21 protein-coding genes are annotated in these 22,101 nt (G+C 68.8%); 11 read left to right on the top strand and 10 right to left on the bottom strand.

The features are described from left to right. Positions 1 to 29: 29 nt before the first annotated feature. Entirely contained in the window at positions 30 to 1,286 is a 1,257-nt protein-coding gene (locus F3H13_RS09535) for an RNA-guided endonuclease InsQ/TnpB family protein (protein ID WP_149798805.1), read from the bottom strand. A 221-nt stretch (positions 1,287 to 1,507) separates the two neighbouring features. Between F3H13_RS09535 and F3H13_RS09530 the strand changes: the two genes are divergently transcribed. From F3H13_RS09530 to F3H13_RS09520, 3 genes are all read left to right on the top strand, one after another. Beyond that, positions 1,508 to 1,855 carry a hypothetical protein gene (locus F3H13_RS09530; RefSeq protein ID WP_149798804.1) on the top strand — a complete coding sequence of 116 codons (348 nt, stop codon included), beginning with the start codon at positions 1,508 to 1,510 and terminating at the stop codon, positions 1,853 to 1,855. A gap of 154 nt (positions 1,856 to 2,009) precedes the next feature. Next, on the top strand, positions 2,010 to 2,477 hold the full coding sequence (locus tag F3H13_RS09525) for a TRAM domain-containing protein (RefSeq protein WP_149798803.1): 468 nt from the start codon (positions 2,010 to 2,012) through the stop codon (positions 2,475 to 2,477). Between the two features lie 126 nt (positions 2,478 to 2,603). Next, a complete protein-coding gene (locus tag F3H13_RS09520) occupies positions 2,604 to 3,089 on the top strand; it encodes a Tfx family DNA-binding protein (protein ID WP_149798802.1) in 486 nt (161 codons plus the stop codon). Between the two features lie 30 nt (positions 3,090 to 3,119). Here F3H13_RS09520 and F3H13_RS09515 read toward each other — a convergent pair whose 3' ends face one another. Further along, on the bottom strand, positions 3,120 to 4,181 hold the full coding sequence (locus tag F3H13_RS09515; RefSeq protein WP_149798801.1) for a succinylglutamate desuccinylase/aspartoacylase family protein: 1,062 nt from the start codon (positions 4,179 to 4,181) through the stop codon (positions 3,120 to 3,122). Positions 4,182 to 4,303: 122 nt separating this feature from the next. On the opposite strand from F3H13_RS09515, the gene F3H13_RS09510 reads away from it, so the two are divergent. Then, positions 4,304 to 5,131, top strand: coding sequence for an MBL fold metallo-hydrolase (locus tag F3H13_RS09510; RefSeq protein ID WP_149798800.1), 828 nt, complete (start codon positions 4,304 to 4,306; stop codon positions 5,129 to 5,131). Positions 5,132 to 5,192: 61 nt separating this feature from the next. Further along, the gene (locus tag F3H13_RS09505) at positions 5,193 to 6,311 is read left to right on the top strand and encodes a molybdopterin-dependent oxidoreductase (protein WP_149798799.1); all 1,119 of its coding nucleotides are present in this window, start codon (positions 5,193 to 5,195) and stop codon (positions 6,309 to 6,311) included. Positions 6,312 to 6,319: 8 nt separating this feature from the next. Here the strand turns inward: F3H13_RS09505 and F3H13_RS09500 are convergent, their stop codons facing one another. Beyond that, positions 6,320 to 6,544: an antitoxin VapB family protein gene (locus F3H13_RS09500; protein ID WP_149798798.1), complete on the bottom strand. Its 225-nt coding sequence runs from the start codon at positions 6,542 to 6,544 to the stop codon at positions 6,320 to 6,322. A gap of 46 nt (positions 6,545 to 6,590) precedes the next feature. Further along, on the bottom strand, positions 6,591 to 9,074 hold the full coding sequence (locus F3H13_RS09495; RefSeq protein WP_149798797.1) for a DEAD/DEAH box helicase: 2,484 nt from the start codon (positions 9,072 to 9,074) through the stop codon (positions 6,591 to 6,593). Between the two features lie 315 nt (positions 9,075 to 9,389). Here F3H13_RS09495 and F3H13_RS09490 point away from each other — a divergent pair, with 315 nt between their 5' ends. Then, positions 9,390 to 9,857, top strand: a complete 468-nt coding sequence (locus tag F3H13_RS09490) for a DUF5807 family protein (protein ID WP_149798796.1) — start codon at positions 9,390 to 9,392, stop codon at positions 9,855 to 9,857. Between the two features lie 40 nt (positions 9,858 to 9,897). Here the strand turns inward: F3H13_RS09490 and F3H13_RS09485 are convergent, their stop codons facing one another. From F3H13_RS09485 to F3H13_RS09475, 3 genes are all read right to left on the bottom strand, one after another. Next, positions 9,898 to 11,550, bottom strand: coding sequence for a long-chain fatty acid--CoA ligase (locus tag F3H13_RS09485; RefSeq protein ID WP_149798795.1), 1,653 nt, complete (start codon positions 11,548 to 11,550; stop codon positions 9,898 to 9,900). 497 nt (positions 11,551 to 12,047) lie between these two features. Continuing rightward, entirely contained in the window at positions 12,048 to 13,346 is a 1,299-nt protein-coding gene (gene metX, locus F3H13_RS09480) for a homoserine O-acetyltransferase MetX (RefSeq protein ID WP_149798794.1), read from the bottom strand. A gap of 4 nt (positions 13,347 to 13,350) precedes the next feature. Further along, positions 13,351 to 14,649: an O-acetylhomoserine aminocarboxypropyltransferase/cysteine synthase family protein gene (locus F3H13_RS09475; RefSeq protein ID WP_149798793.1), complete on the bottom strand. Its 1,299-nt coding sequence runs from the start codon at positions 14,647 to 14,649 to the stop codon at positions 13,351 to 13,353. Positions 14,650 to 14,827: 178 nt separating this feature from the next. On the opposite strand from F3H13_RS09475, the gene F3H13_RS09470 reads away from it, so the two are divergent. Continuing rightward, complete coding sequence (locus tag F3H13_RS09470) at positions 14,828 to 16,246, top strand: single-stranded-DNA-specific exonuclease RecJ (protein WP_149798792.1); 1,419 nt, start codon at positions 14,828 to 14,830, stop codon at positions 16,244 to 16,246. A 22-nt stretch (positions 16,247 to 16,268) separates the two neighbouring features. Here the strand turns inward: F3H13_RS09470 and F3H13_RS09465 are convergent, their stop codons facing one another. After that, complete coding sequence (locus tag F3H13_RS09465) at positions 16,269 to 17,789, bottom strand: molybdopterin-dependent oxidoreductase (protein WP_149798791.1); 1,521 nt, start codon at positions 17,787 to 17,789, stop codon at positions 16,269 to 16,271. A 204-nt stretch (positions 17,790 to 17,993) separates the two neighbouring features. Beyond that, a complete protein-coding gene (locus F3H13_RS09460) occupies positions 17,994 to 18,557 on the bottom strand; it encodes a HalX domain-containing protein (RefSeq protein WP_149798790.1) in 564 nt (187 codons plus the stop codon). A 144-nt stretch (positions 18,558 to 18,701) separates the two neighbouring features. Here F3H13_RS09460 and F3H13_RS09455 point away from each other — a divergent pair, with 144 nt between their 5' ends. Further along, positions 18,702 to 19,433 carry an RAD55 family ATPase gene (locus tag F3H13_RS09455; protein ID WP_121598121.1) on the top strand — a complete coding sequence of 244 codons (732 nt, stop codon included), beginning with the start codon at positions 18,702 to 18,704 and terminating at the stop codon, positions 19,431 to 19,433. 18 nt (positions 19,434 to 19,451) lie between these two features. Here the strand turns inward: F3H13_RS09455 and F3H13_RS09450 are convergent, their stop codons facing one another. Continuing rightward, positions 19,452 to 19,790, bottom strand: a complete 339-nt coding sequence (locus tag F3H13_RS09450; RefSeq protein ID WP_017343751.1) for a helix-turn-helix domain-containing protein — start codon at positions 19,788 to 19,790, stop codon at positions 19,452 to 19,454. Positions 19,791 to 19,976: 186 nt separating this feature from the next. Here F3H13_RS09450 and F3H13_RS09445 point away from each other — a divergent pair, with 186 nt between their 5' ends. From F3H13_RS09445 to F3H13_RS09435, 3 genes are all read left to right on the top strand, one after another. Further along, a complete protein-coding gene (locus tag F3H13_RS09445; RefSeq protein ID WP_149798789.1) occupies positions 19,977 to 20,315 on the top strand; it encodes a hypothetical protein in 339 nt (112 codons plus the stop codon). Between the two features lie 221 nt (positions 20,316 to 20,536). Beyond that, positions 20,537 to 21,133: an SHOCT domain-containing protein gene (locus F3H13_RS09440; RefSeq protein ID WP_149798788.1), complete on the top strand. Its 597-nt coding sequence runs from the start codon at positions 20,537 to 20,539 to the stop codon at positions 21,131 to 21,133. Between the two features lie 356 nt (positions 21,134 to 21,489). Beyond that, entirely contained in the window at positions 21,490 to 22,101 is a 612-nt protein-coding gene (locus F3H13_RS09435) for an archaellin/type IV pilin N-terminal domain-containing protein (protein WP_149798787.1), read from the top strand.

Raw genomic sequence — 22,101 nt, 5'->3', positions numbered from 1 at the left:
GCGGCGTCAACTACCCCACCCTACTTCGCTCACCCTGATGGGTTCGCTCGTTGAGGGTGGGGCTTGTCCATGAACTCGGCCTCAAACCCGTCCGGGTAGGCGGTGAATCCGCCACTCGGTGTCACAGTTCCAGACTTCAGGGCGAGTTGACTGTCGCCCGTCCGCCGAGACGACTGTTGGCCTCGACGGACATACCGCATCCCGATGTTCTTCGCCGCATTGTAATCCGCGTTCGCTTCCGACTCACACTTCACACATCGAAAGTCGTTGCGAGTTCGGCGATTCTCGTCTGCCGTGAATCCACACTCGGCGCACCGTTGGGATGTGTATGCCGATCCAACTTGCTTCACCGTGATACCTTCCGCTTCGGCTTTATATTCCACCTGTTCGTACAGCGTTCGGAACGCCCACTTGTGTCCCCACGACGCTCCCGTACGGTCGCGGATATTGGTTAGGTCCTCGAACGCGATCACGTCGCACTCGTACCGGAGCGCTTCCGAGACGATAGCGTTGGATGCTCGGTGGAGTACATCCCGAACGTAGCGAAGTTCACGGCCGCTCGATCGTTCGAGCGTCCGATGGGCACTCCTCGTCCCAGTCTGTTGGAGTCCGGCGCGTACCTTCTCGAACTCGCGGAGATCGTGGGTTAACTCCCGCCCGCTGAAGAAGGAGGCGGTGCTTGTGACGGCGAGGTTTTCGATACCGAGGTCAACCCCGAGGACCGTCCCGTCCTCGGCGGTGTTCCGTTCGGTGTCGGTCTTGGGTCGGCGGAAGCCGATGTGTAAAAAATAGTCGCCGTCACGGACGGTGAGCGTGCTTTCCGTGACGCTCCAGTTGTCAGAGTCGAGGTATTGCCGTTGGTAGCCATCGTCGGCGTCAGAGAGGGCTAGGTCGCACCGTACGCGACTCTCTGTGGTGGAGAGTGACACCGTATCATCATCAAATACCGTCATGGTCCGGGTGTCGTATTTCACCGTGGGTGCGGTGAAGGTGGGCTTACTCACCTTCTTGTCCTTCGCCTTCCGTTCGATACAGCCGGTGATGGCTTGTGCGGCTTGGTGGGTGGCGAGAATCGCGTGCTGACTCCCGAGGTCGGTGTGTTCGCGCACGTCGTCGTATGCGAGGGGCTGTACGTCGCTTTTCGCGTTGTATTTGCCCCACGCCATGTCCGTGGCGAGTTGGCATCCACGCTTCCACTCGGAGATGGTTTCCTCAAGCAACTCGCGTTGCTCATCGTCTACCGAGAGACGAGTGATTGCCGTCCGACGCACGTAGTCGTCTGCCACAGTTTCAATGTGATCAATAGGCTACTTATAGATTGGTGTTTGCGACCAACACAAACGCGCTCCTCGCCTCCCTACTCGCTCCCTCCGGTCGCTCCTTGAGGAAGGGGACTCCGCGCTACCGCTTCAGTTGAAACCACGCGTCGGGACCCCCGCTCCGGTTCGACCCGACCTACCTCGATCTGACCGACGCTGTTTAACCGAACGCCCGAGAACGGGTTGGCATGGAGCCGGTCGACGACTGGCGGTCGGCGATCGACGATGCCGGGGAGCTGACCGGCCCGATCGCCGCGGCCATCGTCGAGGCTCACGGGGACCGCGGCCAGCGCGCCATCGAGGCCGTCGGCGAGGGGCGCGTGAAGCGCTACCGCGACTTCACCGTCGTCGTCGGTCACGAGGACGAGTACGTGGTCGAAGACGGGGAGTGCAACTGCGCGGACGCGACGTACAACCTCGACGCCGACGACCCCGACCAGCGCTGCTGGCACGCCATCGCGGTCGACGTCGCCGACGCGCTCGGCGCCGTCGACCACCACGACATGTGGTACTCCGAGGTCCGCGAGTTCCTTTGATTCCGACGCGGTCCGTGCCTCGGTCCGTGCGCCGCCCTCTCCGTTCGTTCTCCTCTCGAAGTAGCCGCCGCTCGACCGCGTGAATCGGCCGTTTTCATAAATTTCGGTCTGAGAGTCGAAAACGTTTACAACCGCGGCCGGTCTCCCCTAGGGTATGGCGGACTGTCCACTCGCCGACGACTGCCCCAGCTTCGACGAACGGATCCAGGGGATGGGGTGTCAACACTACGGCAACAAAGGCGGCGCGGAGTGGTGTAACCACTACGACATGCCGATCTACGAGCTGAAACAGCAGCCGGTCCAGCCCGGCGAGGCGGTCGTCGTCGAGGTCGACGACATCCACGAGAGCGGGGCCGGCGTCGGCCGTACCGACGACGGGTTCATCGTCCTCGTCGACGGCCTCCTGCCCCCGGCGCGCGCCGAGGTCAAGATCCACCGCGTGAAGTCCAGTCACGCGACGGCGCAGGAAGTGGTCGAGCGCCTCCCCGACGACCCGGAGGAAGACGAGGAGGGAGCGGCGACCGACGAGGCCGCGGACGACGACGAGGACGACGAGCGCGGTCGCCCGGACCGCACGGACCGCGAGCGGCTCGGCAGCCGCGAGAACTTCTGGGGCAAGTGACGGCGTCTCGGGGGAGCCCCACCCCACGGACAGTCCGGACGCCGTCAATTTCTCGGGCGACCCGCGCCCGTTCTCGACCCCGCGCGAAACCGCCGTTTTTTGAGCGGCCGGCTCATCGGTGACCACATGGTGGCAGACGACGGGCGGCCGGACCCAGCGGACGTCGACGCCGACTCGATCCTGGAGCGAGCCGGCTTCGACGCCGACGAGAGCGTGCTCACCCGCCGACAGGCGGAGGTGTTGGCGCTCCGCGAGCGCGGGCTCCGGCAGTCGGACATCGCCGACCGGCTCGGAACCTCGCGCGCGAACGTCTCCAGCGTCGAGGCGAGCGCCCGCGACAACGTCGAGCGCGCCCGCGAGACGGTCGCGTTCGCGGAGGCGCTGTCGGCGCCGGTCCGCGTCGAGATCGAGGATGGGACCGACCTCTACGACGCGCCCAAGCGTGTGTACGACGCCTGCGACGAGGCGGGCGTCAAGGTGAACCAGACCGCGCCCGAGCTGATGAAAACGATCGGCGACCGCGCCGGCGACGCGGTCCGCGGCCGCGAGGTCCGCAGCCGGCTGTTCGTCACGGTCGCCGCAGACGGACAGATCCGCGTTCGGCGGCCGTAGCACCGGACGTCTGATCGGCTCGACTCGCTCTCACTCTCTGTCGATCCGCTCCGCGACGCCGACCAGCGTCGCGCCCGCGGTGACGGTCGCCTCCCGAGCGACCGAGTACGCGATCCCGTCGCGGTCGGCGCGCGCGACCTGGAGCGTCTCGAACGTCGTCGGGTCGAACACCTCCCCGACGCGCTCGCCCTCCGCGACCCGGTCGCCGACGGCGAGATCGGGTTCGGGAACGAACAGCCCGGCCTCGTCGGCGATCACCCGTCCGAGGTGGTTGCGCGCGACGACCCCGTCCCACGGGTCGGGGTCGCCGGAGAGCAGTCCCCGCTGTCGCAACGCGCCGAGCATCCCCCGCACGCCGGTCTCGACCGCTTCCGGAACGATCTCCCGGCTGTGAGCGAGCTCGGGCGTGATCGTCGGGATCCCCTCGCGGGTGGCGGCGACGCGGAGCTTCCCGGCGAAGCCCCGCTCGTCCCACTCCGTGTCGGCGTCGTCCCCGGCGGCCTCCGCGAGCAGGAGGTCGGTGCCGAACGCCTCCGCGAGCCCGCGGCAGTCGTCGTCGCCGCGCATGTACACCGTGTGCGTCGCCATCGACGGCGAGCCGGTGTGGAGATCGACGATCGCGTCCGCCTCCCCCGCGAACGCCCAGAGCCGGGCCGCCATCCGCTCGTGGAGCGAGCCCTCCCGATCGCCGGGCCAGCAGCGGTTCATGTTCGGCTGCCGCGAGTCGAGCGACTCCGGCGTCGTGTACGAGACGTGATCGAAGGTGAGCGGGTCCGCAACCGGGACCGTCACGAGCGTGCCGGCGAGTTCGGCGGCCGTCGGGCCGGCTTCGTCCCCGGACTCGGCTCCGTCGCCGGCTTCCGTCGCGTCCCCGACGAGCCGGTCGTGGAGGCGCCGGAGGACTGCGGTACCGTTCACCTCTCGGCCGTGCTGTGCGGCCTGCGCGTACACCACGGGGACGTCGCCGGGCGCGTCGAGTTCGGGGCCGTCGTCGCCGTCGACGAGTTCGCCCTCGCCGTACGCGTGGACCGTCGTCCGGACCGGCACGCCCGAGGGGAGCCGCGCGAGGGTGAGGCTGCGACTGGTGTGCATGGTCCGGATCGGGGCGGCCCGGAGTTATACCTCCGGGGTGGCGACGCGGCGACCTCGCGTCGCCCCCTCGCTCGCCCGCCGCGACCGCGGACGCTAAGGCCGTGGCCCGCACACCACGTTCCATGCGGGTCACCCTCCTCGGGACGGGCGACACGACGGGGACGCCGACCGTCGGCTGCGACTGCGAGACCTGCCGAACGGCCCGCGAGCGCGGGGTGTCGCGGTCGCGCTTCTCCGTCCACGTGACCAACGAGCGTACCGGCGAGTCGCTGCTCGTCGACTTCAGTCCCGACTTCCGACAGCAGTTCCTCGCCGCCGACGTCCCGCTGCCGGACGCCGGGCTGGTGACGCACATCCACTTCGACCACCTCGACGGGCTGGGGAACGTCTACCGGCTCGTCGACGGGCTCCCGGTCCACGCGCCCAACGAGACCGACCCCGCGACCGACGAGAGCGTCGCGGAGACGATCCGGCGCAAGTACGACTACCTCGAAGACCGGATCGGCGTCCACGCCCGCGACCCCTTCGAGCCGTTCGAGACCTGTGGGTTCGAGGTGCGGTTCGTCCCCGTCGACCACCCGCCGCTCCTCTGTTACGGCGTCGCCATCGAGGACCCCGAGACGGGCGCGACGCTCTCGCTCACCGGCGACACCAGCTACGACGTCCCCGAGCGCTCCCGCGAGGCGCTCGCCGACCCGGACCTCCTGCTCGCCGACGCCATCGTCCCGGCCTCGCTCTGTGAACACCACCCGATCGGCGGCCGTCACGAGGGGCCAGACGGCGTCCCGCGCACCTTCGGGACAAAGCACATGACTCGGGAGGGCGCGCTCGCGCTCGCCGACGACCTCGACGCCGACCGGACGCGGCTCGTCCACCTCGCGCACTACTACCCCGCCGACGAGGCGTTCGAAGAGCCGCTGGCGGTCGACGGCGAGGTCTACGACCTGTAGCGAGCGCGGCGACCGTCCGCGGGCTGTATCCTTTTGACTCGGTAGCACGTACCACGCATAGATGGTCACGAGGGACCGACTTCGAAGCGCGCTCGACCGTCTGGAGCCGCCGCCGCGCGCGGTCGACTGGTCGCTGTTCACGTTCGTCGTCGCCGAGGCCGTCACCGGGCTGGTCTCCTTTACCGTCGGCGTCCCCAAGGGGTGGCCGCTCTTCTGGCTCCACCGCGCGCTCGGGGTCGGGATCGTCGCGCTGCTCGCGTGGAAGCTCGCGCGCGTTCGCCGCCGGCTCACCGATCCCGGCCTGTGGCGGCGGTCGACCGCGCTCTCCGTCCTGACGCTCGTCGCCGCGGTCGGCGCGCTCGCGACCGGCGTCGCGTGGGTGTTCGGCCTCGACGTGCGCCTCTCGTACTGGACCCTGCTGTCCGTCCACGTCGGGTTCGGCCTCGCCCTGGTTCCGCTCGTGGCCGCGCACGCTGCGACCCGCTTCCGGCTCCCGCGCCGCGTCGACTTCGAGCGCCGGCGGACCGCGGTGCGCTACTTCGCGCTGCTGGCGGCCGGCGGCGCGACCTACCGGCTCCAGCAGGGCGTCAACGACGCGCTCGACACCGCCGGCGCCGACCGCCGCTTCACCGGCTCGCAGCCCCGCGAGGGCGCGGGCAACGCCGCGTTCCCGATCACCTCGTGGGTCGCGGACGATCCCGACCCGATCGACCGCGACGACTACCGGCTCCGGGTGGACGGCCTCGTGAGCGACCCCGTCGAACTGACGGCGGACGAGCTGGCGGCGGGCCATGAGACGGAGGCGCTCCTCGACTGTACCAGCGGCTGGTACACGGTCCAGGAGTGGGGCGGGATCCGGGTCGGCGACCTGCTAGAGGCGGCGGGCGGGGTCGCGGCCGCGAGCGACGACGCCGCGAACCCCGATCGTGAGCCTGCGTACGTCCGGTTCACGTCCGTCACGGGATACCGCTGGAGCCTCCCGCTCGAGGAGGCGGAAGACGCGCTGCTCGCGACGCACGTCGGCGGCGAGCGACTGAGCCACGGCCACGGGGCGCCCGCGCGGTTGGTCGCGCCCGACCGGCGGGGGTTCCAGTGGGTGAAGTGGGTGACGCGCGTGGAGGTCCGGGCGGAGTACGACCTCGGACAGTGGGTGGTGACCCTGGTGAGCGGGTTCGAGTGAACCCGGAGTCAGGGCTCCGATCCCCGTGTATCGGATCCGGATTTCAGTTCCTGACGCGTCTCCCGAGCGTGCTCGGGTGCGTCGCTTCCTTTCCAAAAACTAGCCCCGGAGCGGCTATCCTCGCGGCGCTCGCGAAGCAACCGCGTCAGCAGGTCGTCGAAGGTCTCGTCGTCGCGTTTCAGTGACGCGAGCGCGTCGTACGTCTCTTCGCCGACGCCGATACGCTTCGCCATGTGAACGCGTTACGACTCGATTCCAATATCGTTTTGCCGACCACGCTTACTCGTACTCGCTCCCGACGACCTCGCGGATGCGCTCGGCGGTCACCGGTCCCACGCCGTCGACCTCCAGTAAGTCGTCCTCGGGCGCGGTCATCACGGCCTCGACGGTGCCGAAGTGTTCGAGCAGCGTGCGCGCCGTGACCGGGCCGATGTCCGCGATGGAGGAGACGACGTACTCCTGCTGTTCCGCGCGGGTCTTCGTCGTCTTCTCGCCGTGGACGCTCACCTCCCGGTCGCGCGTCTCCTGCTCCCGCTTGGCGATGGTCGCGAGCAGTTCGGTAGTGTCCTCCTCGCCCTCGGTGCGGAGGACGCTCACGTCGAAGTCGACCGCGAGCGACGCGAGCGCGCCGCGGATCGCGTTGGGGTCGATGTCGCGCTGGCCGTAGAGGTTCGTCCCCTCGACGACCATCACGGGGCGGGCGTACGCCCGCGAGAGCTCGCCCACCTGCTCGAACATCGAGCGGTCGGAGTCGAGCATCGAGTCGACGAAGTCGGCCGCCGACTTGCGCTCGACGGCGACGCGGTCGGAGAGCACGTAGTCGCCGACCGCGAGCGTCTCCAGCCGGGTGACGAGCCCGTCGCGCGTCGAGAGGTCCTTCGCGATGGAGGAGTCCAGCTCGCGCTGGTCGACGACGACCTCGACGCCGTCTTCGACGCCGGCGGTCGCGACAACGCCGTCTTCGTCTCTGTCGGCGCCCTCGTCGGTCGCGTCGGCCTCGTCGCTTTCCCCGCTCTCGTCGTCCTCCTCGTCTTCGCCCTCCCGCGCCTCCGCCGCGAAGTCGGTGAGGCCGGCGTCGCCGTCTTCGCTGTCGTCGGCGTCCTCGTCGACCGCCTCCGCGTCGGCGTCGGCGTCGACTTCGGCGTCCCCGTCGCCACCCTCGCCACCGGACCCCCCGCCGAACGCGTCGAGGCCGGCCTGCCCGTCGTCGCCGACGGAGTCCTCGATGTCGTCGGTGGCCGCCTTCAGCTCGGCGAGCTGGCTGGCCATCTTCTTCTCGCGGCGGCGTGAGATCCAGAAGAACGCCTCGTCGCGGGTGTCTTCGGCCATCAGGACGACCACCTTCCCCTCGGCCTGCCGGCCGGTCCGGCCCTTGCGCTGGATCGAGCGGATCGCGGTGGGGACCGGCTCGTAGAAGCAGACGAGGTCGACCTCGGGCACGTCGAGACCCTCCTCCGCGACGCTCGTGGAGACGAGCACCTCGAACTCGCCCGCCTTGAACTCGTCGAGCGTCTCCTGCTGTTGCTTCTGGCTCATCCCGTCGGAGCCCTCCTTGTCGCCCTGCCCGACGAACTTCCGCACGTCGAAGCTGGCAGAGAGGAACTCCACGAGCGCCTCGGCGGTGTCGCGCGACTCGGTGAAGAGGATGGCGCGCTCGCCGCCGTTTATGCCGAGGGTTTCCGCCAGCAGGATCCGGGCCTTCGAGAACTTCGGGTGGAGCCCGTCGAACGACTCCGCCTTCCGCATCGCCTCCCGAACCTTCGGGTCCGCGACCATGCGCTGGCTCGCCTTCGACGCGCCCGACGAGCGGGCGGCCTCGCGCTGGCGCTCGAAGTAGCGCCGGACGGACTCGACCGACTGGGTCTCGACCAGCTCCGTCGCGCGCCGGAGCTTCATCACCTCAGCGTGGGTGCTCATCCCCTTGTACCCGTCCGACTGGTCGTTATCCATCATCTGTTTCAGCTGCCCCCGCATCTTGTTGAGGTCCTTCTGCGAGAGGTCGGGGTTCGTCGTGTTCGTCACGCCCAGCTGCTTCAGCTTCTCTAACCGGTCCGTGATCACCTCGTTGAGCGCGTCGCGGATCGCGAGGACCTCGTCGGGGAGCGTCACCTGCTCCCACTGGACGTCGGTGTCGTGGGTGTACTCGTCGACGTCGGCGTCCTCCTCGGTCATCACCTCGACGTTGACGAGCCCGAGGTTCTCACAGACCGTCTCGATCTCCTCGGTGTCGCCGCCGGGCGAGGCCGACATCCCGGTGACGAGCGGGGCGGCCGCGTCGGCGTGGTAGCGCTCCGCGATGTAGACGTACGCGTAGTCGCCGGTGGCGCGGTGGCACTCGTCGAAGGTGAGGTGGGTCACGTCGCGAAGCGAGATCCGGTTGCCGACCAGGTCGTTCTCGACGACCTGCGGCGTCGCGATCACGATCCGGGCGTCGTCCCAGAGCGCGGCGCGGTCGTCGGGCTTCACGTCGCCGGTGAACACGACGATCTCGTCGTCCGGAACCGAGAGCGCCTCGCGGTAGAAGTCGGCGTGCTGCTGGACGAGGGGTTTGGTGGGGGCCAAGAAGAGCGCCTTCCCGCCCGCCTCGTGGAGGCGCTCGGCCGTGACGAGCAGGCTGACCGTCGTCTTGCCGAGGCCGGTCGGGAGGCAGACCAGCGTGTGTTCGTCGGCGGCGGCGTCCGCCAGCTGGAGCTGGTAGCGGCGTCGCTGGAGGAAGTCGTCGACGAGCAGGTGTCGGTCGATCCCGGCGGCCTCGGTCGCCATCGGCGGTGCTTCGCCGCCTTCGGCCTAAAGCCTTCCCGAAGCGGGGTGAAAGTTATCCGTCGGTCGAGCGCTCCTCTCGGAGCTCCTCCGGGACGTCCTCGTCGACCAGCTGCGCCCACTCCGCGAGCCGGTCGCCGGATCTGGTCTGCGTGCTCATCACGCGACGGATCTCCGTGGTGCGTATTAACAGTTACCCCAATTCTACATGATTTACCATCGACTCGGGCGCGCGGCGTCCTCGATCGGCCGCGGAACGGATCGGATCCGCTCGGCCCGACACGCACGCCTTTTACCGCTCACGCGCCTCCGGCCGGCATGAGCAACCTCGACGAGTTCCTCGCGGGCGAGCGGCTCGACGACGTGGTCTTCTACGTGAGCGACGCGTACCTCGACGACGACTCCCGGCTGCGCGAGGTCGGCACCGAGACCGACGGCGGCGTTCGGCTGATCCTCGACGGCGAGACCGGGCGGTCCGCGTTCCAGGCCGGCACCGGGATGGGCGCGATGGAGTTCGCGAAGACCGCGATGGGGGCCGAAGGCGAGATCGCGCGCACCCTCGACGACGGGGCGTGCCCGTTCGCGGCCGACGCGGACGACGGGGAGGACACAGATGAGGGTCCCGACAACGACCACGACATCCGGTTCGTCTTCGCGTTCGCGGAGGCGCAAAACGAGGAGGTCGGCGGCCTCTACGCCGAGGGCGACGTGGTCCACGCGTACGCCCACTGTACGTGCGGCGAGAGCTACTCGCACAAGTGGGTCATCGGCGACCGCGACGACTGAAAAAACGGCCTGACGACCGACGGCGGCGTTCGCGTCCGCGTTACTCCTCTTCGGGCGCGTCGTCTTCCGGTACTGCCCCGTCGACGAGCGACTGGTCGCCGTACTGCTCGCGGAGGTCCTTCTTCGAGAACTTCCCGGTAGCGGTCTTGGGCACCTCGTCGATGAACTCCACCGCGTCCGGCACCCACCACTTGGGGTACTCCTCGCGGAGGCCGGTCTCGATCCGCTCGACGATCTCCTCGCGGTCGACGCCGTCCGCCACGACGACGAACGCGACGGGGCGCTCCTGCCAGCGCTCGTGGGGCACGCCGACGACGGCCGCCTCGCTGACGCCGTCGTAGGCCATGATCGCGTTCTCTAACTCGACGCTGGAGATCCACTCGCCGCCGGACTTGATCACGTCTTTCGTCCGGTCGACGAGTTGCATGTAGCCGTCCTCGTCGACGGTGACCACGTCGCCGGTCTTCAGCCAGCCGTCGACGAACTCCGCCTCGTTGGCCTCCGGGCGCTTGAAGTACTCCTTCGTCACCCACGGGCCGCGGACCCGGAGTTCGCCGAAGTCCTCGCCGTTCCACGGCACCTCCTCGCCGTCCTCGTCGATGACCTCGAACTCTAAGCCGGGGGCGACGAGCCCCTGCTTCGCGCGCTTGTTCACCTGCGTGTCGTAGTCCGCGTCGCGCAGGTCGTCTTTGAGGTGCGAGACGGTGCCGATCGGCGAGAGCTCGGTCATCCCCCACGCGTGGAGCACCTCGACGTCGCGCTCGTCGTACCACTCGATCAGCGCCTGCGGCGCGGCCGCGCCGCCGATGATCACGGTGTCGAGCGTCGAGAGGTCGACGTCGTTCCCGGCATCGATGTACTCGCGGAGCCCGAGCCACACCGTCGGGACGCCCGCCGAGATCGTCACGCCCTCCTCTTCGATCAGCGCTGCGAGGTCCGCGGGATCGGGCGAGGGGCCGGGGTAGACGTGCTTCGCGCCAGCGGCGGCCGCGGTGAACGGCATCCCCCACGCGTTCACGTGGAACATGGGAACGACCGGCATGACGACGTCGGAGTCCTCCATCGGAATCCCCTGCGGCGTCTGGGAGGCCATCGTGTGGCTCCACAGCATCGACTGGGTGTACTCGACGCCCTTCGGCTTCCCCGTCGTGCCGGAGGTGTAACAGAGGCCGGCGGGCTGGTCCCCGTCGAGGTCGGGCCAGTCGTACTCCGTCGAGTGGTCCGCGATGAACTCCTCGTAGGCGGGCGCGTCGAGCGCGTCGATCCCGTCCGAGCCCATGGCGACGAAGTCGACGTCCTCGAACTCTTCGGCGCTCTCCGCGGCGCCCGCGATCTTCTCGGCAAGCGACGGGTCGACGAAGATGATCTCGTCGTCGGCGTCGTCGACGATGTACTGGATGTGTTCGTCGGGCAGCAGCGGGTTGATCGTGTGGAGCTGCGCGCCCGTGTTCGGGACGCCGAAGTACGTCTCAAAGTGCCGCGTGTGGTTCCAGCAGAACGTCGCGACGCGGTCGCCGCGCTCGATCCCGTAGTCGTCTAAGGCGTTCGCCAGCTGTGCGGTCCGGCCGGCGTACTCGGCGTACGTGTGCCGGGTGCGCCCCTCGTGGGTGCGCGAGACGATCTCCGTGTCCGGGTACAGTCGTTCCGCACGCCACATGAACGGTCGCAGGGTCTGAGCGTGTCCGCCTGGCATACCTCACACACCACGTGGGCGAGAATTATGAACGTTCTCATGATTGATCGTGAATCTTCACGAATAATTGGGGAACGCGTGTCCCGCCTCGACCGATCGTTTATAAATGGGCGACTGTGGGTGGCCGGCGAACGCCGTCGAAGTCTCAGCTGATCGCTTATAAACTGCTGCTGGTGGATCGATGTCGAACGCCACCGAAGCCCCAGCCGCTCGGCCGTACGAAGGTGGTTCTTATAAACAGCAGATCGACACGAACACCGCCGAAGCCCCAGCCGCTCGGCAATACGTAGCTGCTACCGCGGAGAACACCGCCTCGCGGCTGCCCCTTCGAGTCCCGCCCCGCACCGCACAGCACCGCAGCCTCACGCCTCCCCAGCCTCGTCGGTGGTCCTCCGCTTCGCTCCGGACCACCGACTCCCTCGCGCGTGCGATTCGCGCCGCGGTGCGGCGCTCATCGGCACGCGCCACCGCACAGATGCTATTTAAAAGGGTGCTTCCTACCCCCGAAACAGGCTCGCGTGGACGGGCGCGTGGTCGGAATCCGGTCGGGGGTCGTCGCCGTCGTCGCCGCCCTCGTCGGAGACGGCGCGGCCGTCGACGCCGTCCGCGAGGAAGTCGCGGACCGGTGGGCCAACGTGTTCCGGCTCGACGAGGAACGCGTCGTGGCCGTGGTCGGAGTCGACCACGTGGTGCGCGACCGGCACGTCGACCTCGCGGAAAGCGTCCGCGAGGGAGGCGGACTGCTCGACGGTGAAGTGCCAGTCGGCGGTGAAGCTCACGAGGAGGGTCTCGCCCTCGAAGGCGGCGAGCGCGTCGGCGTCGTTTCCGTGGCCCGCGGCGAGGTCGTACTCGTCCATCGCGCGCGTGAGGTAGAGGTAGCTGTTCGCGTCGAAGCGGTCGCCGAACCCCTCTGCCTGGTAGTCGAGGTACGACTCCACCTCGCGGTACGGGAAGAAGCCGGCCGTCGGCTCCGGCGGCAGGCCCAGGTCACCGTCCTCTCGCGTCAGGGAGTCGCGGCCGGCCGACCGCCGCCCGAACTTCCGCTCCATCGACGCCTTCGAGAGGTACATGATGTGCCCGATCTGGCGGGCGATGGCGAGCCCCTCTGTCGGGTCGGGCCGGTCGTCGCCGTAGTAGTTCCCCCTGTTCCAATCCGCGTCGGCGCGGATGGCGCGGCGCGCGACCGCGTCGAGCGCGAGGCACTGCGCGTCGAGGCGCCCGGCGGTCGCGATGGCGACCACGCGGTCGACGTCGTCCGGGTACCGCTTCGCCCACTCTAAGGCGTTCATCCCGCCGACGCTCCCGCCGACGACCGCTCGAAGTCGCCCCACGCCGAGGTGGTCGAGCAGGCGCCGCTGCGCGCGCGCCCAGTCCTCGACCTGGACCGGCGGGAACGCGGTGCCCCAGCGGTCGTGGTCCGGCTCCTCGCGCAGGTCCAGGTCCGCGGGCCGCTCGCTGGCCGGGCCCGTCGTCCCGTAACAGGAGCCGGGGACGTTCGCGCAGACGACGTAGTACTCGGTCGTGTCGATCGCCTTCCCCGGGCCGACGACGTCGTCCCACCACGCGCGGGCCTGCCCCGCCTGCCCGGCCCCGGTGGTCTCGGCGTCGCGTTCCGGCTCTGGCGACCGCGCGACGTTCTGACTGCCGGTGAGCGCGTGACAGACCAGCACGACGTTGTCGCCGTCGAACTCGCCGTGGGTCTCGTAGGCGACCTCGAAGTCGGGGACCGACTGCCCGCACTCGAAGGTGAACTCGCCGAGCGAGGCGACGCCGTGATCGGTCGGGACGGCGCTCATCGGTTCACACCTCCCCTCCCCCCGCGGCGCGCTCACCCGCGGCCAGCCCCGCGTCGAGGTCGGCGATCACGTCGTCGTCGTCCTCGATCCCCACCGAGAGCCGGAGCATCTCCGGGTAGACGCCGGCGAGCCGCTGTTGCTCCTCGTCCATCTGCGCGTGCGTCGTGGAGGCCGGGTGGATGACGAGCGTCTTCGCGTCGCCGATGTTCGCGAGGAAGCTCGTCAGCTCGACCGACTCGCAGAACGCCTTCGCCGCCTCGTACCCGCCGTCGACGCCGAAGGTGACCATCCCGCCGAAGCCGTCGAGGTACTCCGCGGCGTTGTCGTGACTCCGGTGGTCATCGAACCCGGGGTAGCTCACCCAGTCGACGCGGTCGTCCTCGCGGAGGAACTCGGCCACTCGCCGCGCGTTCTCGCAGTGGCGCTCCATCCGCAGCGGGAGCGTGTTGAGCCCCTGGATCGTCTGCCACGCGTCGAAGGGCGACTGCTGGCCGCCGGTCGGGCGCACGCCGCGCTGGCGAACGACGTTGGCGAACGCGGCGTCGCCGAACTGCTCGACGAAGTCGATGGGATAGGCCGGCGACTCGCCGTCGAGCTCGTCGTAGTCGGCGTCGGGGTGGTCCCACGGGAACTGCCCGCCGTCGATAACCACTCCGCCGACGGTGGTGCCGTTGCCCGTGATCCACTTCGTCGTCGACTCCCAGACGACGTCCGCGCCGTGTTCGAACGGGCGACAGCAGTACGGCGTCGCGAACGTGTTGTCGACCACGAGGGGGACCGCGTGCTCGTGGGCGATCTCGGCGAGCCGCTCGAAGTCGGGCGTGACGAGCGAGGGGTTCGCGATCGTCTCGACGTGGACGAACGCGGTGTCGTCGTCGACCGCGTCCGCGTACGCCTCGTAATCGAGCGTGTCGACCAGCCGCGCCTCGATCCCGCGGCGGTCCGCGATGCTGGTGAGGTACGCGGCCGTGCCGCCGTACATCTCCGAGCTGGCGACAACGTTGTCGCCCGCGCTCGCCAGGACGGTCGTGATCGCGTCGAACGCGGCCATCCCCGATCCGGTCGCGACCGCGTCCGACCCGCCGGAGAGGTCGGCGATCCGGTCCTCCAAGACGTTCACCGTCGGGTTCGACAGCCGGGAGTAGATGTGCCCCTCCGCCCGGAGCGCGTACAGCTCCGCCGCCGTGTCCGCGTCGTCGAAGACGTACGACGTGGTCTGGTGGATCGGCGTGGCGCGGGCGCCGGTGGCCGAATCGGGCTCGGTGCCGGCGTGGAGACTCCGGGTGGTGAACCCACGTGTCATGTTTGTTGCTCATACGACTCCGTACTTCTATAACTGTCAGTTACGGCAATTGATGCCCCTTCGGCGGCGCCGCGGACGCGCTGGGCCGGCGGCGCTCCGGAGTCGCCGCCGCCGCGCCGGTCCGCGCCCGTCCTGCCGAAGCGTGCGTTTATGACCGATCGGGCGCCAACCGGTGGTAATGGCAGTCGCCGCCCCAGTTCCCGACCTCGCCGACCGCGCGACTGACTGCGCCGACCGTCTACGCGAGGCCGGTCGGGTGCTGCTCGCCTCGCATATCGACGCCGACGGGATCACGAGCGCCGCGATCGCGTCCACCGCGCTCGCCCGGGCCGGGATCGACCACGAGGTCGTCTTCGAGAAGCAGCTGGACGCCGACTCGATCGCCGGCCTCGCCGCCCGCGAGTTCGACGTCGCGCTCTTTACCGACTTCGGCTCCGGCCAGCTCGACGTCATCGCCGACCACGAGGACCGCGGCGACTTCGTCCCCGTCATCGCCGACCACCACCAGCCCGCCGACCGCGACACGCGGTACCACCTCAACCCCCTGCTGGAGGGGATCGACGGCGCGAGCGAACTCTCCGGCGCCGGGACGAGCTACCTCCTCGCCCGCGCGCTGGAGGGCCCCGACGGCGACAACCGCGACCTCGCCGCGCTGGCGGTCGTCGGCGCGGTCGGCGACATGCAGAACTCCGACGGCGGCCTCGTCGGCGCCAACGAGTCGATCGTCGCCGACGGCGTCGACGCCGGCGTCCTCGAGGCCCGGACCGACCTCGACCTGTACGGCAGACAAACCCGCCCGCTCCCGAAGCTCTTGGAGTACGCCTCCGACGTGAAGATCCCGGGGATCTCGAACGACGAGGCGGGGGCAATATCCTTCCTCACCGAGCTCGACGTCGACGTGAAACGCGACGGGGAGTGGCGGCGCTGGGTCGACCTCGACGCTGAGGAGCGGCAGACCCTGGCGTCGGCGCTGATGCGCCGCGCGGTTGCCTCGGGCGTCCCGTCGGAACGGATCGAGGCGCTCGCCGGCACCTCCTACACGCTCGTCGACGAGGAGCCCGGAACCGAACTGCGCGACGTCAGCGAGTTCTCCACGCTGCTCAACGCGACCGCGCGCTACGAGCGCGGCGACGTCGGCCTCGCGGTGTGTCTCGGCGACCGCGGCGACGCGCTCGCGGAGGCGCGCCGGCTGCTCCGCACCCACCGCCGAAACCTCTCCGAGGGGCTCCAGTGGGTCAAAAACGAGGGCGTCACCCACGAGGACCACCTCCAGTGGTTCGACGCGGGGTCGCGCATCCGCGAGACCATCGTCGGCATCGTCGCCGGCATGGCGATCGGATCCCCGGCCGTCGACCGCTCGAAGCCGGTGATCGCGTTCGCGGAGGAGAACGCCGAGGAGCTGAAGGTGTCCTCGCGCGGCTCGCACGCCCTCGTCCGACGGGGGCTCGACCTCTCGACGGCGATGCGCGAAGCGAGCCAGGCCGTCGGGGGCGACGGCGGCGGGCACGACGTGGCCGCCGGCGCGACCATTCCGATCGACCAGCGCGACGCGTTCCTCGCCGAGGCGGACCGGGTCGTCGGCGATCAGCTCTCTTGAACGCCGTCGCCGCGCCGACCGCTCACTCCCCGACCGTCCGCCGTACCCACCCCGACGCGCCGGTCGGGACGGGTCCCGACTCCTCGCTGGTCTGGAGCGTCCCCGCGCCGTCGACCGCGCGGACGACGACCTCGTGTTCCCCGTCGGACTCGAAGACGTGGCGCCACTGCCGCCAGACGTCGGCGTCGGGCAGCGGGTCGGAGAGTTCGGCGTCGGTCCACGAGTCCCCGCCGTCGGTCGACACCTCGACGCGCTCGACGCCGGGAGTCCCGGCGTAGGCGTGGCCGGCGAGCTCGATCCGGCCGTCGCCGAGCTCCGTGACCCCCTCGTCCCAGAGCTTGGCGGTTGTCGTCACCTCGCCGGTCCCCTCCCAGCCGCGTTCCTCCCAGTAGCCGTCCTCCTCGACGTTCAGCAGCTCGATCTCCGAGAGCCACTTCACGTTCGTCTCGCCCCAGTGGCCCGGGATCAGCACCCGGACCGGGTGGCCGTGGCTGGTCGGGAGCTCCCGCCCGTTCATCCCCCACGCGAGGAACCCGTCCGCGAGGACGTCGACCGGGAACTGGACGTAGTAGCCGTCCTCGCCGCGCAGCATGGCGCAGTTGCAGTCGCCCCGCGGGTCCACGGACTCCAGCAGCGGGCGGATCGGCGTCCCCGTCCAGACGGCGTTGCCGATGCGGCGTCCGTTCTGGTCCTCCCCGACGCACCGCAGCGTCACCGCCCGGTTCTCGACGGGCCGATCGATCAGCTCGTCGAAGTCGATCGTCCGCTCGCCGCCGGTCTCGCCGGTGAACGTCAGCGACCACTCGTCCGCGGTGACCTCCGGGTCGAACTCCGCGATGTCGACGTTGTAGAACTCGCCGATCGGCGTCACCATGCCCCGGAGGTCGGCGCTCTCGAACGCCAGCGCGGACGAGTCGAGCTCCTCGAGCCGCGCGGCCGCGCCCTCCGACCGCGGGGCGTCGGGAAGGGGCTCGTCGTCCGACGCGAGCGCGCGCCGCCCCACCGCGGTCGCGGCGACGAACCCGAGCGACCCGGCGACGACGCCGAGGGTCCGGCGGCGCACCGCGTCGACGACGGCCGGTGCGTCCCTCACCGCGGGGGTGTCGCCTCCGGACGGGGTTGCGGACGCGGGGAGCCACCCGATCCCGACGACGGCCGCCGCGGGGAGCGCCGCGCCCAGCGCCCCCGTCGAGACGCCCGTCAGGCCGGCGGCGAGCAGCCAGGACCCCCCTCCCGCGACCGCGGCGCCGACCGCTCGCCGATCCGTGCGCGTGGCGAGCCGAAGTCCCGCGAACGCGACCGCACCGAATAGCCCGACGACGATCGCGAACGCCAGCGCGATGTGGATCAGGTGGCCCGCGCCGCCGAGGGTCTCGATCGTCGCCGTCACGATCGGTCCGGGCGTCAGGTTGACGACGGTCTGGTCGACCGGCCTGACGACGAACGATGGGGTCCACCCCGCGACGAGGTACGAGCCGGCGATCGCGGCCGCGCCGGCCGCCGCGGCGAGGAGCGCTTCTCGCCGCTCGGTAACGTTGATCACGATTAGCGTTGAGGCCACAGTCACTTGAACTGCGTCCTCAACCCAGCGACACTCCGCCGTCGTCGACCCGGCGATACTCCGCCGTCGTCGACCCGGCGATACTCCACCGTTGTCGATGTCAACGGAGCACTCACCGCGGTGGCGGCGTCAAAAGGGATCCGGAGCAAGCGTTACGAGCGGCCTCAGCGAGCGGCCGGCCTCGAATCAGGCCTCGCCGAGGTCGCGGAACATCGCGCGGTAGTCGTCGGTCGACAGCGACTCGCCGAGATCGTCGATGTCGGCGTCTAACTCCTCCAGCCGGTCGACCAGCTCGGCATATGCGTCGTTCCCCTCGCGCTGCGCGGCCGGCTTCTGGGAGCTCAACACGGCGCGTTTGCTGGCGAGCGCGGCGGCCTCTTGGACGAGGTCGTCGTACTCGTTGCGGGTCAGGAGGGTGTCGATGGCGGCGAGGAGCTTCGTGCGGCTCACCGGCTTGGTGAGGTAGAGGTCGAACCCCATATCGATGATGTCGAAGTCTGGCTCGACCGCAGTGACCATCGCCACGCGGCAGTCGTACCCCTCCTCGCGGATGTGCTCTAAGACGTCGTCGCCGCTCCCGTCCGGGAGTCGACGGTCGAGGAGCACCACGTCGACGGCGGCGTCGACCCGGCCGATCGCCTCGGCCGCGGTCTCGGCGACGTCGACCGCGTACCGCTCCTCTAAGAAGCCGGCGTACAGCGCCGCGATGTCTGGCTCGTCCTCCACGACGAGTATCGACGGGTCGCTCACCGTCGATCACCGCCGGGAGCGACCGGACACGCTTCACCGGGCATACACGAACGGGCGGCGTGTCGAGAGATAAAACTGTCGCCGTCCGTTCGCGCGATGTACTGAACCGTCTTTTATATACTCCGGTCGCCAAAGGGGAGACGAATGTCAGAACTCGTCTCCACCGGGGTCGAGGGGCTCGACTCGATCCTCACCGGCGGGATCACCCAGCGGTCGACGGTCCTCGTCTCCGGCAACCCGGGCACCGGCAAGAGCATCTTCGGGATCCAGTACCTCCATCACGGCGTCTCCGAACACGGCGAGCGCGGCGTCTACGTCTCCTTCGAGGAGGACGAGGCCGACATCCGCGGCGCGGCCGAGTCCGTCGGCTTCGAGGGGTTCGACGAGATGGTCGACGACGGCGACATCGTCATCTTGGACAAACGCGAGATGCTGCGGGAGACCGACTTCTCGACCGCGGTCGACCGCCTGCTCGACACCGTCGAGGACGGCGAGTTCGACCGCCTCGTTCTCGACTCGCTGTCGATGTTCCAGCTCTTCTTCGACGCCGAACAGGAGAAGCGCACGTACCTGCTGAAGTTCTCGGACATCCTCAAGGCGAACGGGCTCACCTCCCTGCTCATCAACGAGCAGGGCGCCGTCTTCCCCGACACCGAGGTCGGCTTGGAGAACTTCCTCACGGACGGGAACATCTACTTCATCCAGACGCCGACCGACTCCGGCGTCAACCGCTACGTCTGGGTGGCGAAGATGCGGAAACAGGACATCGACACCGACATCTTCCCGATGGAGATCGGGCAGGGCGGGATCACCGTCCACGAGCGCGCGGGCGGCTTCTCGATGATGGGCGGCTCCGACGACCAGCCGTCGTTCTGACGTCGACGGGGCGCCGGACTACTCGCGCGAGGAGAGGTCGCGCCAGACGTCGTCGAGGCGGTTCTTCACCGCCGACCGCTCCTCGACCTCGACCGTGAGTCCGTCGCGGAAGTCGACCTCGACCCCGTCGACCTTCCGGCGGTACACCTTCACGCGCCGGTGCTCGTCCGAGAGCGGTCGGTCGTGTAGCTCGAGGAGGTCCGCCTCCTCCAGCTCGTTTATCCGCCGGTAACACGTCGCTATCGGGACGTCCAGCTGGTCGCTGAGGTCCTGCGCCGACTTCGCCTCGCCCGTCGCCGTCAGGATGTCCGTGTTGTATTTGTTACCGAGTACGGTGATCAGATCGTCCCCCACCATTCACGTTATCGAGATTGATTTTTATGGCTTATAAGAATACCGGTGATTGTCCCGATCGGCAAACGGTCCGATTCGGCGTGCGGGACGGGATCACGGCGGGATATCTGTCCTCGTTCCCGAACACCGTGTTATCGCCGCTGATACCCGCCACCGTGGGTTTATCACCGGCGTTCGAGCAAGGAGGGTATGGAGCTCATCGAGGGGTTGTACCTGATGACGACCACCGTGCTGGCCGTCGCGAGCGCGACGCTCGTCGCGTTCGCCGTCGCGGCGTATCGGTCGTCCGGCCGCACGGCGATGGCATTCCTGGCGGTCGGCTTCGGACTCGTCGTCGTCGCGGCGGTCGGAACGCCCGCGGCCGCCTTTCGGACGGGATTCGGGAACGCTGAGGCACTGCTCTTGGTCAACACCGGGCTGCTGGCGGCGTCGATGGCGCTCGTCGCCGGGAGCCTCGCCGTCTACGAGCCGGGCACCCGGGAGTTCGTGATCCCCGAGTCGGAGCTGTCCCGCCTGCGCGAACGGTAGCGCCGATCACGGCCAGTCGACCGTCCCGAGCCGCCCTTGAGTCGACTCTGCCGACCCCGATTCCTCTGAGCGTACGTCCCCCCCGACGCACTTTTGATTTCTCGACCCATATTGATCTCGATGACAGACGGCTGTCGAGACGAGGGCGTGAGTTCGAACGCGCCGGCGGCCCCGTGGCGGCGCCGACCAACCGACCCGCCGCGACGCTCGGAGCGCCGACGATGACGACTGCGGACGGCCGCGGCGGCCCCTCGTCGGTCGCTCGCCTCTCCGACCTCGCCGCGCGCGCCGGCGTCGGAGCCGGGGTCACGGTGCTCGTGAGCGTCCTGCCGGTCGTCGGCCTGCTTGCGCCCGCGGTCGGCGCCGGCGTGGCGAGTTGGACCGACGAGTCGGAGACGCCCCGCGGCCCGCAGATCGGCGCCGCGACGGGCGCGTTGGTCGCGCTGCTCTCGCTGCCGGTGACCCTCTTCGCAGTCTGGGTCGCCGCCGCGGTGTCGCCCGCGGCGACCGTCGGGGTCCTCGCGCTCACGCTGTTCAGCGCGGCGTACGTCGTCGGCAGCGGCGCGCTCGGCGGGTACCTCGCTGACCGGATCGCCGCGGAGCGCGACGCGCCGAACGAACGTGCCGACCGCGAGGTGCCCCAGACTCCGATCCAGCGACTCAAACACCGCTACGTCGAGGGAGAACTCTCCGACGCGGAGTTCGAGCGCCGCCTCGACCGACTCCTTGCGGCCGACCGTCAGGGGGACCGCGCCGAATCGCGGTCTCGGCCCGAATCTACCGACTCGCTGGCGCGCGAACGCGAACGCGAGCGCTGAGACCGTTCCTCCGGCCCCGATTGTCCTCGTTTCGAAGTCACCCTCCAACGTGTCGGTACCACTGACCGCTGGTACTTCGGTTGGTCTCGACTGTCTGACCGCCACCTCGGTCGTCGGGCTCCCGACGCTCGGCCGCGTCAGGAACGCACGCCTCGTTACGCGCCAGATCCAGAACTGATATCGCTACGCCGGAATAGTTGATACATTCTGTAATTATATATCTAAAACAAACACGAAAACCGCACGACGTGAGATGTTTATCAACTCGGATAACCGGGAACGTGATCTTAAGTAGGAAATCCCCAACGCTATCGATAACGCCCGCCGGGCAGGCCGGGGGCCGACGCAAACAACCAATGTTCGAAACCATACTGGACGAGGAAGAGCGCGGTCAGGTGGGGATCGGGACGCTCATCGTGTTCATCGCGATGGTGCTGGTGGCGGCGATCGCCGCCGGCGTCCTGATCAACACGGCCGGGTTCCTCCAGACGCAAGCGGAAGCAACGGGCGAAGAGAGTACACAGCAGGTCAGCGACCGGCTCCAAGTCGTGAGCCAGTCCGGGACGTTCGACGATAGTGTAGGTGATAACGGTCAGATCGTTGAACTGGACTTCGTGCTCGCTCAGTCGCCGGGTGCGTCCAATATCGACTTGAGTGAAACCTCGGTCGAACTCATCGGGGAAAGTGGACAGGAAACGTTCACGCTCAGTACAGACTCTGATGGAACTGGTATTGACATGTTCAAAGGAGACAACAATGTCGTCTTCACCGATACTAGTGATCGAGCGCAGGTAACGCTCGGGCTTGACGACACTAGTTCAGATGTCGATAACAACGCCGGTGACAGCGCCTACGTTCTCGAGGAAGGCGACTCGATGACGATAACGTTCACCACCGCGAGCGGTGCGACGACAACCACCGAGATCCGCGTGCCAAGCACCGTCGTTAGCGACTCAGTGAGGCTGTAA

The organism is Halorubrum xinjiangense, assembly GCF_900102375.1.
Lineage (GTDB): Archaea > Halobacteriota > Halobacteria > Halobacteriales > Haloferacaceae > Halorubrum > Halorubrum xinjiangense.
Note: the sequence above shows the minus strand (reverse complement) of the source record. Positions and strands in the feature narration are given on the sequence as shown.